Origin of the sequence: Streptomyces sp. A012304, assembly GCF_026008495.1 — a bacterium.
Taxonomy (GTDB): domain Bacteria; phylum Actinomycetota; class Actinomycetes; order Streptomycetales; family Streptomycetaceae; genus Streptomyces.
In genome coordinates, this window is the sequence record NZ_BQUN01000043.1 from 14,127 (window position 1) to 27,164 (window position 13,038).

General features: G+C 74.0%; 15 protein-coding genes. 10 read left to right on the forward strand and 5 right to left on the reverse strand.

The window, feature by feature from the left end:
* Nucleotides 1-5 precede the first annotated feature (5 nt).
* The 3 genes from ALMP_RS10850 (at nucleotide 6) to ALMP_RS10860 (ending at nucleotide 3,059) form a co-directional block, all read left to right on the forward strand.
* Nucleotides 6-704, forward strand: a complete 699-nt coding sequence (locus ALMP_RS10850; protein WP_264926434.1) for a response regulator transcription factor — start codon at nucleotides 6-8, stop codon at nucleotides 702-704.
* Entirely contained in the window at nucleotides 701-2,536 is a 1,836-nt protein-coding gene (locus tag ALMP_RS10855; RefSeq protein ID WP_264926436.1) for a cell wall metabolism sensor histidine kinase WalK, read from the forward strand. Before ALMP_RS10850 ends, ALMP_RS10855 begins: the two co-directional genes overlap by 4 nt.
* A gap of 73 nt (nucleotides 2,537-2,609) precedes the next feature.
* Nucleotides 2,610-3,059: a DUF6098 family protein gene (locus ALMP_RS10860; RefSeq protein ID WP_264926438.1), complete on the forward strand. Its 450-nt coding sequence runs from the start codon at nucleotides 2,610-2,612 to the stop codon at nucleotides 3,057-3,059.
* Nucleotides 3,060-3,099: 40 nt separating this feature from the next.
* On the opposite strand, the gene ALMP_RS10865 is transcribed toward ALMP_RS10860, so the two are convergent.
* Both ALMP_RS10865 and ALMP_RS10870 read right to left on the reverse strand, forming a co-directional pair.
* Nucleotides 3,100-3,348: a WhiB family transcriptional regulator gene (locus tag ALMP_RS10865; RefSeq protein ID WP_264926440.1), complete on the reverse strand. Its 249-nt coding sequence runs from the start codon at nucleotides 3,346-3,348 to the stop codon at nucleotides 3,100-3,102.
* 166 nt (nucleotides 3,349-3,514) lie between these two features.
* Entirely contained in the window at nucleotides 3,515-4,420 is a 906-nt protein-coding gene (locus tag ALMP_RS10870; RefSeq protein ID WP_264926442.1) for a LysR family transcriptional regulator ArgP, read from the reverse strand.
* 66 nt (nucleotides 4,421-4,486) lie between these two features.
* Here ALMP_RS10870 and ALMP_RS10875 point away from each other — a divergent pair, with 66 nt between their 5' ends.
* Together ALMP_RS10875 and ALMP_RS10880 are read left to right on the forward strand one after the other, a co-directional pair.
* Nucleotides 4,487-5,104 carry a LysE/ArgO family amino acid transporter gene (locus tag ALMP_RS10875; RefSeq protein WP_264926444.1) on the forward strand — a complete coding sequence of 206 codons (618 nt, stop codon included), beginning with the start codon at nucleotides 4,487-4,489 and terminating at the stop codon, nucleotides 5,102-5,104.
* Nucleotides 5,105-5,210: 106 nt separating this feature from the next.
* The gene (locus ALMP_RS10880; RefSeq protein ID WP_264926446.1) at nucleotides 5,211-6,533 is read left to right on the forward strand and encodes an MFS transporter; all 1,323 of its coding nucleotides are present in this window, start codon (nucleotides 5,211-5,213) and stop codon (nucleotides 6,531-6,533) included.
* On the opposite strand, the gene ALMP_RS10885 is transcribed toward ALMP_RS10880, so the two are convergent.
* The 3 genes from ALMP_RS10885 to ALMP_RS10895 all read right to left on the reverse strand — a co-directional run bounded on the left by ALMP_RS10885 (nucleotide 6,530) and on the right by ALMP_RS10895 (nucleotide 9,028).
* Nucleotides 6,530-6,985, reverse strand: a complete 456-nt coding sequence (locus tag ALMP_RS10885) for a Crp/Fnr family transcriptional regulator (protein WP_264926448.1) — start codon at nucleotides 6,983-6,985, stop codon at nucleotides 6,530-6,532. The two genes, ALMP_RS10880 and ALMP_RS10885, sit on opposite strands and share 4 nt — an antisense overlap.
* A 285-nt stretch (nucleotides 6,986-7,270) precedes the next feature.
* Nucleotides 7,271-8,749 carry an aminotransferase class I/II-fold pyridoxal phosphate-dependent enzyme gene (locus ALMP_RS10890; RefSeq protein WP_264926450.1) on the reverse strand — a complete coding sequence of 493 codons (1,479 nt, stop codon included), beginning with the start codon at nucleotides 8,747-8,749 and terminating at the stop codon, nucleotides 7,271-7,273.
* Between the two features lie 57 nt (nucleotides 8,750-8,806).
* Nucleotides 8,807-9,028: a hypothetical protein gene (locus tag ALMP_RS10895; RefSeq protein ID WP_264926452.1), complete on the reverse strand. Its 222-nt coding sequence runs from the start codon at nucleotides 9,026-9,028 to the stop codon at nucleotides 8,807-8,809.
* Between the two features lie 252 nt (nucleotides 9,029-9,280).
* Here ALMP_RS10895 and ALMP_RS10900 point away from each other — a divergent pair, with 252 nt between their 5' ends.
* From ALMP_RS10900 to ALMP_RS10920, 5 genes are all read left to right on the forward strand, one after another.
* Nucleotides 9,281-9,721: an ATP-binding protein gene (locus ALMP_RS10900; RefSeq protein ID WP_375803467.1), complete on the forward strand. Its 441-nt coding sequence runs from the start codon at nucleotides 9,281-9,283 to the stop codon at nucleotides 9,719-9,721.
* Between the two features lie 261 nt (nucleotides 9,722-9,982).
* On the forward strand, nucleotides 9,983-10,819 hold the full coding sequence (locus ALMP_RS10905) for a SigB/SigF/SigG family RNA polymerase sigma factor (protein WP_264926454.1): 837 nt from the start codon (nucleotides 9,983-9,985) through the stop codon (nucleotides 10,817-10,819).
* A gap of 57 nt (nucleotides 10,820-10,876) precedes the next feature.
* A complete protein-coding gene (locus ALMP_RS10910) occupies nucleotides 10,877-11,131 on the forward strand; it encodes a DUF5133 domain-containing protein (RefSeq protein WP_264926456.1) in 255 nt (84 codons plus the stop codon).
* Between the two features lie 177 nt (nucleotides 11,132-11,308).
* Nucleotides 11,309-12,148: a DUF1206 domain-containing protein gene (locus ALMP_RS10915; protein WP_264926459.1), complete on the forward strand. Its 840-nt coding sequence runs from the start codon at nucleotides 11,309-11,311 to the stop codon at nucleotides 12,146-12,148.
* A gap of 29 nt (nucleotides 12,149-12,177) precedes the next feature.
* Complete coding sequence (locus ALMP_RS10920; RefSeq protein ID WP_264926461.1) at nucleotides 12,178-12,609, forward strand: hypothetical protein; 432 nt, start codon at nucleotides 12,178-12,180, stop codon at nucleotides 12,607-12,609.
* Nucleotides 12,610-13,038 lie beyond the last annotated feature (429 nt).

Here is a 13,038-nt window from a genome sequence, read left to right on the forward strand (position 1 = left end):
ACCGCGTGTGCGCACACGTACTCGTCGCCGAGGACGACGCGATGCAGGCCGAGCTCATCCGCCGCTCCCTGCTCGCCGAGGGCCACACCGCCACCGTCGTCCACGACGGCTCCGCCGCGCTGGACGCGGTCCGCAGGGAACGGCCGGACCTCGTGGTCCTCGACCTCATGCTGCCGGTCGTCGACGGCTTCGGCGTGTGCCGGGTCCTGCGCCGGGACGACGACATCCCCGTGCTGATGCTGACCGCCCGCGCCGCCGAGGACGACGTGCTGCTCGGCCTGGAACTGGGCGCCGACGACTACATGACCAAGCCGTACAGCCCGCGCGAGCTGATGGCACGCATCCGCACGGTCCTGCGGCGCAGCGGACGGGCGGGCGGCGAGCGCCGGGAGGACCCCGTCGTACGGGCCGCGGGGATCGCCGTCGACCCGCAGCGGCACGAGGTGCGGTGCGACGGGGCGGCCGTGGAGTGCACACCCGCCGAGTTCCAGATCCTGCTCGCCCTGGCCGGCGAACCCGAACGGGTCTTCACCCGGCGGCAGTTGCTCCAGTGCACCCGGGGCTTCGACCGCTCCTCCACCGAACGCGCCGTCGACGTGCACATCATGAACCTCCGCCGCAAGATCGAGGCCGATCCACGCAGGCCCGTACGGCTGCTGACCGTCTACGGCGTCGGCTACAAACTCAGCGGCGGCCGCGCGTGAACCGCGCCCGCATCCCCCTGCGCAAACGCCTGCTGGTGCGCCTCCTGATCGCCTCGGCACTGATCGCGGTCTGCTCGGTGGCCGCGACGGCCTGGCTCGCGGTGACGACCACCACCCGCGCGCTGCGCGAGGAACAGGGCCAGGCCCTCGCCGACGACATGGACATCCTCGCGCAACTCAGCGGCTACGCCGCCACCCACCCCGACTGGACGGGCGTCCAGGCCACCGTGCGCGCCCTGTCCGCGAAGACCGGCCGGCGCATCGCCCTGACCACCACCGACCGCACCCCGCTCGCCGACTCCGCCCCGCGCGGCACGTCCCTGCCCCCGCGCGCCGCCGCCACCGTCGACCCGCTGCGCACCGACACCTCCACCGAGCGCGGCGCCCAGCTCAGCGGCACCGACCCGCGCGTGGTCGGCCCCTACCGGCTCACGGCGGCGGAACGCGCCAGGCTCGACGCCCTGGCCCGCAAACGCCAGGGCTGCTTCGCCAGGCACGGGGTCGACACGACCGTTACCCGCACCCCGAGCGGTCGCCCGGTCGTCACCGCCGCAGGGGGCACCACCGAGCCCGGCTATGTGCCCGAGCCGTGCGCCGACGGGGCGCTCAACACCCCGACGCCGACGGAGGAGAGGGCACTCGCCGCGCTCCGGCAGGGGGCCCGCGGCTGCCTGACCCGGGCGGGGCTGGACCCCGCCACCCCGCTGTCCCTGGGCGTCGACCTCACCGGCGCGGACCCGCGCGGCCCCTCCGTCGCGCCCGGCTTCCTCATGAAGGGCGACGCCAAGACCGTGCGCGCGGCCCAGACCTGCCTGGCCGAGGCCCGGCGCGCCCAGCTCGACCCTTACGTCGCCCCCGTCGCCGAGCTGTTCCTCGGCGGCGGGGACCAGGGCGCCGCGCCCCGGTGGGACCTGTCCCCGGCCAACAAGGCCAAGGTCGTGGGCGCGGCCGGGCTGGTGCTCGCGGTCACCTTCGCCGTGACCGCCGTCGTCGCCACCCGCCTGGTCAGGCCGCTGCGCGCCCTCACCGAGGCCGCCCAGCAGCCCCCCGAGCGGCACGCGCGCGTGCCCGTCACCACCCGGGACGAGACCGGCATCCTGGCGGAGGCCTTCAACGACCTCGCCGAGCGCCGTGAGCGCCTGGAGGCCCAGCGCAAGGCCCTGGTCAGCGATGTCGCCCACGAGCTGCGCAGCCCGCTCACCAACATCCGCGGCTGGCTGGAGGTCACCCGCGACGGCCTCGTCGAGCCCGACACCGAGCTGCTCGCCGCCCTGCACGAGGAGGCCCTCGTCCTTCAGCGGGTCATCGACGACCTCCGCGACCTCGCGGCCGCCGACGCGGGCACCCTGCGCCTGCACCGCGAGCCGGTGGCCGCCGACGACCTGCTCGCCCAGGTCGCCGCCGCCCACCGTGTCGCCGCCGCCACCGCGGGCGTCACCCTGCGCACCGGGACCGACGGCACGCCATGGCTGGACGCCGACCCGGTGCGGCTGCGCCAGGCGCTCGGCAACCTCGTCACCAACGCCGTACGCCACACGCCGTCCGGCGGCGCGGTCACGCTGACCGCCCGGCGCGAGGGCGAGCAGGTCGTCCTGGAGGTCGCCGACACCGGCAGCGGCATCACGGCCGAGGACCTGCCGCACGTCTTCGAGCGGTTCTGGCGCGCCGAGAAGTCGCGCAGCCGCCGGACCGGCGGCAGCGGCCTCGGTCTGCCGATCGTCCGCCACCTGACGGCCGCGCACGGCGGCACGGCCGAGGCGGCGAGCACGCCCGGGGCGGGCAGCGTCTTCACCCTGCGGCTGCCCGCCGGCGCCGCACCGCGGGACGGCTGAGGCAGCAGGGGCTGATTCCGTCGCGGCGCTGCGGGTACCCCGTTGGCTTGACGGCGAAGAGGGAGGTCACGCCATGAGTTCGTCGGACGACCTGCCGGTAGCGCACGCCCTGACGGAACTGGCCGACCTGACCGAGCGGGAACAGGGTCTGTACGTCCGCTGGTCGCGCGGACCGGAGACCGACCTGGGCTCGGTGTCCAGCACGGACGACCTCACCGGCGTCCCCATGCCCGGCCTGTCGGCCAACTCCCTCGACATCGAGGACTGGTGGCAGGACCGCTCCCGCATCCTGTGGGTGGCCCGCCGGCTCTACGACTACGCGCACCTGCCGCACGACAAGGGCCCCGGGGTGCGCCCCTGGGTCCTCACGGGCCGGGAGACGGGCCGCGGCCCGGACAACGAGCCGCTCGTGGCCGACGTACGGCCGCTGTGCTGGATCGACCCGGAGGTGATCGAGGAGGCGCGGGCAGAGGTTGCCCGGCAGGAGGCGGAGTGGGGGCCGCTGCGGCGCGGAGGCCGGTGAGACACACCGGCCCCGCGCCGCTCGCGGATCCTGTTCCGGGTCACGAACTGTGTCGCGCCCTGATGCGCCGCTTCATCGCCCGTCGCTCGCTCTCACTCGTCCCGCCCCAGACCCCGAGGGTCTGGTCGGTCTCCATCGCCCATTCCAGGCACGGTTCCCGCACCGGGCAGCGACGGCAGACCGCCTTCGCCTGTTCCGTCTGCATCAGTGCCGGCCCGGAGGTACCGATCGGGAAGAAGAGTTCCGGGTCCTCGTGGCGGCACGCGGCGCGCTGTCGCCAGTCGTCCATCGAAGTCACCTGCGATCGAAGTCGTACGTGCTTTTCCGGATGAGTTGCTCCCGGTCGGGTCACCGGAGGGACGGCGGTGAAACCGCCCCGGACAGGACTGCGTTCACTGCTCCCGCATCCCCCCGCCGGCCACCCCGCGCCCCGGCCGGCTCGGCCGGGCGGGTGGTCACCAGGGGCGCAGGTTTTCGGCCGCGGTCGCCGTCACGGCCGCGGCGACCGCGGCCAGGGCCGGGGAGTCGAGCTTCCACTGCTGCCAGTACAGGGGGACGTCCAGGGGGCGATCCGGCGCCAGGGACACCAGGCGTCCGTCCGCCAGCAGCGGTCCCGCCTGCACCTCCGGCACCATGCCCCAGCCGAGCCCGGCGGCGACGGCGTCGAGGAAGCCCTCCGAGGCCGGGACGGCATGGCGCACCGGGCCGGCGCCGGCCTTGTCCTGCCGCAGCCCGCGCACGAAGGCGTCCTGGAGGTCGTCCTTGCGGTCGAAGGTCACCAAGGGGGCGCGGGTGAGGGACTCCGGCAGCGGGTCGTCGTCGAGATGGCGGGCGACGAAGGTGGGGCTCGCCGCGGCGAGGTAGCGCATCCTGCCCAGGGGACGCAACGAGCACCCCGTCACCGCGTCGGGCGAGGAGGTGACGGCTGCCATCACCAGCCCCTCCCGCAGCAGTTCCGCCGTTCGCGTCTCGTCCTCGCGGTGCAGCTCGAAGGCGAGCATCGGCTCCTGCGGGACGCGGGTCAGGGCCGGCAGGAACCACGTGGCCAGCGAGTCCGCGTTCACCGCGACGGTCACGCGGGTCGGTTCGTCGGCGCCGCTCATGCCCAGCTCGGACCGCGTGTCGCGCTCCAGCCGCAGCAGCTGCCGGGCGAACCGCACGACGATCTCCCCGGACTCCGTCGGCCGCACCGGCTTGGTGCGCAGCAGCAGGACCCGGCCGGTGCGCAGTTCCAGCGCCTTCACCCGCTGGCTGACCGCCGACGGCGTCACATGCAGGGCGGCCGCCGCCGCGTCGAAGGTGCCCTCGTCGACCACCGCCAGAAGGGTGCGGACATGGTCGAGCGGCAGATCAGTCATCACGAAAGCTAATGATACTTAAGAATCTTTAGCTGTACGCGCGGTGATCGGTTCCCTAGCGTGGACGGCATGTCGAACGCCCTCGCCGCCGCGGCCGCCGGATTCGGTACCGGCCTGTCACTCATCGTCGCCATCGGAGCCCAGAACGCCTTCGTCCTGCGTCAGGGGATCCGCCGGGACGCCGTCCTCGCCGTCGTCGGCATCTGCGCCCTGTCCGACGCGGCGCTCATCGCCCTCGGCGTGGGCGGAGTCGGCGCGCTGGTGGTCGCGTGGCCGGACGTGCTGACCGCGGTCGGCTGGATCGGCGGCGCCTTCCTGCTGGGCTACGGCGCGCTCGCCGCCCGCCGGGTGCTGCGGCCGGGCGAGGAAGCGCTGCGGACGGACGGCGAGGCGGCGGGGTCACTGCGGCGGGCCGTGCTCACCTGCCTGGCGCTGACCTGGCTCAACCCGCACGTCTACCTCGACACCGTCTTCCTGCTCGGTTCCATCGCCGCCGACCGCGGCCCGCTGCGCTGGACCTTCGGTCTCGGCGCGGCCTTCGCGAGCCTGTGCTGGTTCGCCGCGCTGGGCTTCGGGGCCCGGCTGCTCGGGCGGTTCCTGACCCGGCCGGCCGCCTGGCGCGTGCTGGACGGATTGGTCGCCGTCACCATGATCGCCCTCGGCGTCATGCTCATCGTGGGGGCCTGAGTGTCCGAAGACTGAGACGGAGTGTCCATCGGGGCCGCGAGACCGCAGGGGGTGCTGCGATAGTGACCCCCGGACACGAAAGATGTAACGAGCAACCAGGAACCCCGTGGACACCAGCGAGAGCAGCACCGCATCCGAGGCCGACGCCGATCCGAGCCCGCCCGGGCGCCCCCGGCGCGGCTGGCGCCGCTGGGCGATGGACACCCGCCCGTTGCGCCGGCCCGCCTACCGGCGCCTGTGGTCGTCGACGATCGTCACGGCCGTCGGCAGCCAGCTCACCGCCGTCGCGGTGCCCAAACAGGTCTACGACATCACCGGCTCCTCCGCCTGGGTCGGCTACGCCAGCCTCGCCGGACTGCTGCCGATGGTGGTGTTCGCGCTGTGGGGCGGCGCGGTCGCCGACACCATGGACCGGCGCCGGCTGCTGTTGATCACCAACAGCGGCATCGCCGTCACCTCGGTGCTGTTCTGGCTCCAGGCCGCCGCCGGGCTCGACTCGGTGCCCGTGCTGATGGTGCTGCTGGCGACCCAACAGGCCTTCTTCGGTCTGAACGCGCCCGCCCGCAACGCCTCCGTGGCCCGGCTCGTCCCCGCGGAGGAACTGGCCGCGGCCGGTGCCCTCGGTTCCACCGTCATGCAGACCGGCCTGGTCGCGGGACCGCTGCTCGCGGGCGCCCTGATCCCGGTGGTGGGCCTGCCCGAGCTGTACCTCATCGACGCGCTCGCCCTGTGCGTGACCCTGTGGGCCGTCGTCCGTCTGCCCCCGCTGCCGCCGTCGGCCGGCACGGGCGTCCGCCGCGCCGGGGTGCGGCAGATCGCGGAGGGTTTCCGCTACATCGCCGGACACAAAGTGCTGCTGCTGTCCCTCCTCGCCGACATCATCGCCATGGTCCTCGGCATGCCCCGGGCCCTCTTCCCGCAGCTCGCCGCCGAGACCTACGCCCCCTACGGCGAAGGGCTCGCCCTCGGCCTGCTGTTCGCGGCGATCCCCATCGGCGCGGTGCTGGGCGGGCTGTTCTCCGGCACGTTCTCCCGGGCCCGCCGGCACGGCTGGATGGTGATCGGCGCGGTCGTCGCCTGGGGCGCGGCGATCACCGGATTCGGGCTGAGCACCAGCCTGTGGCTCGCCGTCGTCTTCCTCGTGGCCGCCGGGGTCGCCGACATGGTCTCCATGGTCTTCCGCGGCGCGATACTGCTCTCCGCCGCCACCGACGAGATGCGCGGCCGCATGCAGGGGGTGTTCACCGTCGTCGTCGCCGGCGGCCCGCGCCTGGCCGACGCCCTCCACGGCACGGCGGGCGCCGCCTTCGGCCCCCGTACGGCGGTCGCGGGCGGCGGGCTCCTGGTCGTCGCGGCGATGCTGGCCCTGGCGGCGGCGGTCCCGGCGCTGCGACGCTACACCGTGGACTCCGCCCGGGCGGGCGGCTAGATCGCCCCGCGCCGGTTCACGCCGTACTGCTCCAGCAGTCTCACCCGGGTCGTCTCCAGCCGGTGGGCGAGGATCTCGGCCACGATGCGGACCAGGGAGAGGCCCAGCGCCGGGTCCTCCTCGCAGAGCTTGAGCACCGGCTGCGCTTCGAACTCGTAGGCGCGTACGGGGCTGAAGGCCTCCGCGCCGAAGTCCCACTGGTACGGCGGGAACAGCCAGGACCAGCCGAGCATGTCACCGGCGCCGAGGCCGGCGACGGTGACCCGCCGCACGGCGGTGACCTGCTGGGTGAGCGAGACCGCCCCGGAGCGGATGACCCAGAAGCGGTCGGCCGTGCCACCGGCCTCGAAGATCCGGGTGTCCTCCGGGAAGGCCACCTCCCGGGCGAGAGTCATCAGACGCTGGCGCTGGGGCGGGGGCAGGGCGGTCAGCAGTTTCGTCGCTCTGGTCATGGCGCGGGGCTCCTCGCCGGCGAAGGTTCCCAGGTTTTCCCTATGCCCATTTCAGCCGCTGCGGGCCGCCCGGGCACCTCGGCGGACGGAAATTCCCGTGACGGCATGAGAAAGCCCTGGCTGGACGGGGGAAGCCAGCCAGGGCCGCTCAAGTGGTGCGCGGGGGAGCAGGCTCGACCCCGCCACCACGTATGAATGAATCGTAAACCATTCCCGGAGTTTCAGTGTGGTCGAAACGTGGTCACGTGACCAGTTTCACGCCGATGCCGGCCTCGGCCGCCCGGCTCACTCCGCCTCCCGTGTCACGACCCTGATCGTCCGGAACTCCGGATCGGTCACGTCGGGCAGGTTCATCCCGGCCTCCAGACCGCTGCGCAGATACCGCAGCACCGGCTCGGTCAGCCGCTCGCCCGGCAGCACCGCGGGAATCCCCGGCGGATACGGCGTGACCATCTCGGCGGCCACCCGTCCGCCCGCCTCGGCCACCGGCACATGCTCGGCCGGACCGAAGAACGCGTCCCGCGGCAGCAGCCCCTGCGCCATCCGCAGCTCGGCGGGCGCGGGCACCTCCATCCGCGGCGTCGGCCGCAGACCGGGCGCGGCGTGCGCGAGGTCCTTGAGCGCGGCGAGCAGCTCCCCGGTCGTCTCCCGGTCGTCCCCGTGGGTGATCTGGGCGCCGATGCGGCGATGGTCGGACAGATGCATGTCGATCGCCCGGTGCTCCCGCAGCCAGTCGGCGGCCCGGAAACCCGAGACGCCCAGCCCGTCGAGGTCGATGACGACCGGCAGCGGGTCGAAGTCGTCGGCGAGACCCGGCCCGCAGAAGTCGTCCCGGTCGTCGACGTGCATCCCGTCGATCTGCTCGATGGCGGCCCGCGCCTCGGCCGCCAGCTCCAGGGCGCCTCCCATCAGCTCCCGGCCGTGCAGCGCCATCTGCCGCCGCCAGCCGTCCAGCCCCGCGTACAGCAGCACCGAGGGGCTGGTGGTGCTCAGCAGGTCCGAGCGCATCTTCAGCAGCTCCGCCGGAACCAGGTCCCCCTGGAGGTGGAAGACGGAACCCTGCTCCAGGCCGCTGCCCATCTTGTGGATGCTCGTCACACAGATGTCGGCGCCCGCGTCCATCGCCCAGGACGGCAGGTCCGGATGGAAGGGCAGATGCGCCCCCCACGCCTCGTCCACGATGAGCGGCACCGAGCGGCGGTGGCAGACCTCGGCGATCGCCCGCAGGTCCGCGCAGGCCCCGTACGGCGTCGGACTCGTCACCAGCGCGCCCTTGGCGTCGGGATGGACCTCGAAGGCCTTCTCGAACTTCTCCGCCGACGGGGGATGGGCCAGATGCCGCTCGGTGTCCCACCGCGGCTCCACCCAGACCGGCTCGATCCCGGACAGGATCAGCCCCGACACCACCGACTTGTGCGCGTCCCGCCCGATCAGCAGCTTCTCGTGCGGTCCGGCCACCGCCAGCATCGCCGCCTTGACCGACAGGGAACTCCCGCACGTCGAGAAGAAGGTGTGGTCCGCGTGGACCGCGGCCGCCATCAGCTCCTCGGCGCGCTCCAGGACCCGCCCCCGGGTGAGCCGGTCGTCCAGCCCGCCCGACGCCAGCACGTCCCCCAAGAAGACCGCGTCGCCCAGCACCGCCCGCACCTCGGGATCGGCGCCGCGCGCCTGCTTGTGCCCCGGCGGCGAGAAGGCCAGCCGCCCCTGGCGGTGATGGTCGACGAGGGCTTCGAGCACGGGTGCGCTGGTGTGATCGACTGACATGGCACCCCGGGTTCCCCGCGAGCCCGCCCGCATTCCGGTCCGTGGCGACGGGCCTGGTCAGGACGGTTCCGTGCGGTGGCCCGGCGTCACGATCTCGTCCAGCACCCCGAGCACCGCCTCGTACGCCAGGCCCCGTACATGCGCCTCCCGCGCCGCGTCCGGGTCGGTCCGGGTCAGGTCCTCGCTCTTCCTCCGCCAGGTGCGCAGCTCCTCGCGCGCGCAGGCCCTGGCGCGCTGGATCCGGCGCAGCAGTTCGTCCGAGTCCACGACATCCGTCATGTCCTCCGCGTACCCCGGTGCGCGCCGATGACCCTCGGTGCCCGACGGCAGGTTTGGCCCGGTTCCAGAGGGCCAGCCGGACTGTAGGAAGGCCGCGCCGTCCGGCAGGGGAGAGGGCCGGGCGCGGCGGCGGAGCCGGCTGCCGCCGGCCCCACATATCGTCCGCACAGCCGGGAGACGGCCGGCCGGGGAGACACCCGCCGGGCGGCCTCTCGGCGCCCGACCGGCTGCGAACGCCAGGGGAGCGAAAGGATGCGTACCAATCACTCGACCCACGCCATGGGCGCGCCGGACCACCGGACCCGCAGCGGGGCAGGGCCGTGCCGCCCGGCCGACGTGCGGGGCGCGGTCCGGCGCGCGGTGGCCGGGCGCTGCGGCGCTACCGGCTGTCCGTACGACGAGGACGCCCTCTCCGACGCCCTCCTCGTCGCCTCGGAGCTCACCACCAACGCCATCCTCCACGGCGGCGGCGTCACCGGGTTCGACGTCGACGTCGAGGGACGGGCCGTCCGGGTCTCCGTCAGCGACCGCAGCGACCGGATGCCGGTGGCCGCCGACCCGCTGGACGCGGAGGGACGGCAGCGGACCGGTGGCCGGGGCTGGCCGATCGTGTGCCGGCTCTCCCGTGACGTGCGGGTGTCCGACCTTCCCTCGGGCGGGAAGCGGATCACCGCCGTCGTGCCCGTGTTCTGAGACCTCTCGCACCACCTGCCCGAAGCTCCGCGCGGACGGCTCCCGCGGGCCTGCGAGCACCCCGGGCCGGATGGTCCGCATGGCTTTCCGGCAGGCGGAGTTTGTTCCTCCGGGCGCAGGGCAGACGGAGGTTCGTGCTTCGGACCGGAGGCGCGCCAGCGGGAGACGTGTGACCGACCGCTCCGGGCGCTCCCGATGCCCCGGACGGCGGTGAACCTCCCGAGGTCAGTCCCTGAAACCACCGTTCAGGAGCGATTCCGCATGCTCATCGACATGTCGACAAGCCGTTCTGTCTCCTCTGCCCCCGCCACTGCGCAGTCGCGACGGACCCACGACGACGCTCCCGACACCGCCAGTCTGTTCGTCCGGCTCTCCACCCTGGAGGAAGGACCCGAGCGTGACGCCGTGCGCGACGAGATCGTCACGGCCTGGCTGCCCATGGCCCACCGCATCGCCGGCCGGTTCCGCGACCGGGGCGAGGCGATCGAGGACCTTCGGCAGGTCGCGGCCCTCGGCCTGGTGAAGGCCGTCGACCGCTTCGACCCCGAACGCGGGGCCTTCGAGAGCTACGCCGTGCCCACCATCACCGGCGAGATCAAGCGGCACTTCCGGGACCGGATGTGGGCCCTGCGCGTGCCCCGCCGGGTGCAGGAACTGCGCAACAAGGTGCGGGTCGCCCGCCGCGAGCTCGCCCAGAGCCCGGGCGCCCCCGAACCCTCAGTCGCCGACATCGCCGCCCACGCGGGACTCACCGAGGACGAGGTCAGCGCCGGCCTGGAGGCCCTGGAGAGCTTCAGCACCCTCTCGCTGGACGCCGAGCTACCGGCCGGCGACGACGGCTACAGCCTCGTGGACACCCTCGGCGGCCCCGACGCCTCCTACGACGTCGTCGTCGACCGCGAGTCCGCCAAGGAAAGCCTGCGCCGGCTGCCGGAACGCGAGCGGGCCATCCTCTACATGCGCTTCTTCGAGGACATGACACAGAGCCGCATCGCCGACCGCCTGGGCATCTCCCAGATGCACGTCTCCCGGCTGATCAGCCGTAGCTGCGCCCAGGTGCGCGAGGAGGCCCTCGGACGCCAGGACGGCCGCCGCTGAGCCGGCACCGGCGATCCGCGCACGCACCCATCCCGTTACGGACAAGGAGCAGACCGCATGCTGATGCCCCACCCCGCCGTCCTGCGCACCCTCGTCGACGAGTACGAGGCGGTGACGAGCACCGGCTCCGTCGCGGAGAGCGCGCGGGCGCAGGACCTCGCCTACACGCTGTGTGTCTCCACCGGGACCCGCGAGGTCACGCTCGCCCTGGAGACGGCACGCCGCTGGCTCGCCGCCGCCTCGGCCGCCGACGCGGGCACAGGTGGCGCTGCGCGCCCGCGCAGCGGTGAGGGGCCGCACGTCTACGCGTGACGGCCGGCGCGCGGCGGCGGTCCGCGACACCACCACGGCGCAGCCCGGGACGCCCGGGCTGCGCCCGCGTGTGCGGGGCCGCGGCCGGGGCATCCGGATGGCCGGAGCTCCGGACGTCGAAGCCCCGCATCCCCAAGTCCCCAAGTCCCCAATCACCGAAGCCTTATGGAGGTCGAGATGGACGCAGGCGCTGTGGTGCGCCACGGCAGGGTCGGGGCCGAGCGCGCGGCACGCGGTTCGGCCACCCAGGGGGCCGCGCGGGCCGGGCTGGCCGCACGCGGGGTCATCTACCTGCTCGTCGGGGCGCTGGCCCTGCAGATCGCCTTCGGCGAGAACAAGAACCAGCAGGCGGACCGGCAGGGCGCGCTCGCCGAGCTCTCCGACAAGCCCTTCGGCTCCGTCCTGCTGTGGGCCCTCGGCATCGGTCTGGTCGGCATGGCGCTGTGGCGGCTGTCCGAGGTCGTCTTCGGCTCGGTCGGACCCGAGGGCCGCTCGGCCCGCAAACGGCTGCTGGCGCTGGCCCGGTGCGCCTTCTACGGCTTCGTCGCCTACTCCGTCCTCGCGTTCGCCGCCGGCTCCGGCGGTGGGGGCGGGTCGAGCGACGAACAGTCCCGGGACGTCACCGCCCGTCTGCTGGAGATGCCCGCCGGGCAGTGGATCGTCGGCGCGGCCGGCGCGGCGGTCGTCGTCGCGGGCGTGTGGATCGGTGCCCGGGCACTGCTGCGCAAGTACCGCGACAAGATGCGGATGGGGGAGATGTCGCCGGCCGTCCGCCGGCTGGTGGACGTCACCGGCGTGGCCGGCGGCGCGGCCCGCGGACTGGTGTTCGCCGCCGCGGGCGCCTTCGCGGTGCGCGCCGCGGTCGACTACCAGCCCGACCAGGCCAAGGGCCTCGACGACACCCTGCGGTCCTTCGCCGACACCCCCGTCGGACCGGGCCTGCTGGCCTGCGTCGCGGCCGGGCTCGTCCTCTTCGGGGTGTTCTCCTTCGCCATGGCCCGCTGGCGCAAGGTCTGAATCCCCGGCGGCCGGGGAACCCGGGGGGAATGAACGAATCCGAGTTCCCGCCGGACGGACGGCCCGTGGACATGTACCTCGACCTCCTGCGCGTCCGCATGGACAGCGAGGACTTCGAGATGCTGCTCAAGGTCGTCGCGCCAGCCCTGCGCGCCCTCGACGAACAAGCCCCCGACACCCTCGACTTCGCACTGGATCCGCAGGACACCGAGGACCTGCCCCAGGAGATCCGCGACGAGGCCGCCCTGGTCATCGCCACCGCGGTCACCGGCCGGCTGGACAACCAGCTGGTGGAGATCAACGTCGACGGAACCGGTCCGGTGCGGGTGGTGACCGACGCGGTCACCGCCTCCGACCCGGCGCGGCTGGCCGAGATCGCCGGCTGTATCCGCCGCCGCCAGAGCGACACCGAGGAGCTGCGCGGCATCGCCGCCGCGAGCGGCCTGCCGACGGACTTCTGACCACACCGCCGCCGGACGGCCGACCCCGCAGCGCGCCGCCGCCGGACGGCCGACCCCGCAGCGCGGCGCCGCCGGACGGCCGACCCCGCAGCGCGACGAACGCGTACGGCCTTGCCGCGCGGCGATCGTGGCACGGTCGGCCTGGCCGGCGGCGGACGCGGTACGGCGGGCCTCGTGGTGCGGCGATCGTGGCACGGCCGGCCTGGCCGGCGGCTGACGCGGTAGGGCGGGCTTCGCCACGCGGCGAACGCGGTACGGCGGGCCTCGCGGTGTGGCGAGCGTGGCACGGCCGGCGGCGCGCGGGGTACGGCGGGCCTCGCGGGGCTGACGCGGTACAACGGGCCTCGCGGTACGACGGGCCTCGCCGCACGGCGAACACGGCATGGTCGGCCCCGCGATGCGGCGATCTTGGCACGGCTGGCCTCGCCC

Excerpts from the sequence above, each read along its gene's own strand:
- ALMP_RS10890 (WP_264926450.1), bottom strand. The coding sequence starts at position 8,749 with ATGTCAGTCGATCACACCAGCGCACCCGTGCTCGAAGCCCTCGTCGAC.
- ALMP_RS10875 (WP_264926444.1), top strand. The coding sequence starts at position 4,487 with ATGTCGAACGCCCTCGCCGCCGCGGCCGCCGGATTCGGTACCGGCCTG.
- ALMP_RS10860 (WP_264926438.1), top strand. The coding sequence starts at position 2,610 with ATGAGTTCGTCGGACGACCTGCCGGTAGCGCACGCCCTGACGGAACTG.
- ALMP_RS10895 (WP_264926452.1), bottom strand. The coding sequence starts at position 9,028 with ATGACGGATGTCGTGGACTCGGACGAACTGCTGCGCCGGATCCAGCGC.
- ALMP_RS10865 (WP_264926440.1), bottom strand. The coding sequence starts at position 3,348 with ATGGACGACTGGCGACAGCGCGCCGCGTGCCGCCACGAGGACCCGGAA.
- ALMP_RS10915 (WP_264926459.1), top strand. The coding sequence starts at position 11,309 with ATGGACGCAGGCGCTGTGGTGCGCCACGGCAGGGTCGGGGCCGAGCGC.
- ALMP_RS10910 (WP_264926456.1), top strand. The coding sequence starts at position 10,877 with ATGCTGATGCCCCACCCCGCCGTCCTGCGCACCCTCGTCGACGAGTAC.
- ALMP_RS10905 (WP_264926454.1), top strand. The coding sequence starts at position 9,983 with ATGCTCATCGACATGTCGACAAGCCGTTCTGTCTCCTCTGCCCCCGCC.
- ALMP_RS10900 (WP_375803467.1), top strand. The coding sequence starts at position 9,281 with ATGCGTACCAATCACTCGACCCACGCCATGGGCGCGCCGGACCACCGG.
- ALMP_RS10920 (WP_264926461.1), top strand. The coding sequence starts at position 12,178 with ATGAACGAATCCGAGTTCCCGCCGGACGGACGGCCCGTGGACATGTAC.
- ALMP_RS10885 (WP_264926448.1), bottom strand. The coding sequence starts at position 6,985 with ATGACCAGAGCGACGAAACTGCTGACCGCCCTGCCCCCGCCCCAGCGC.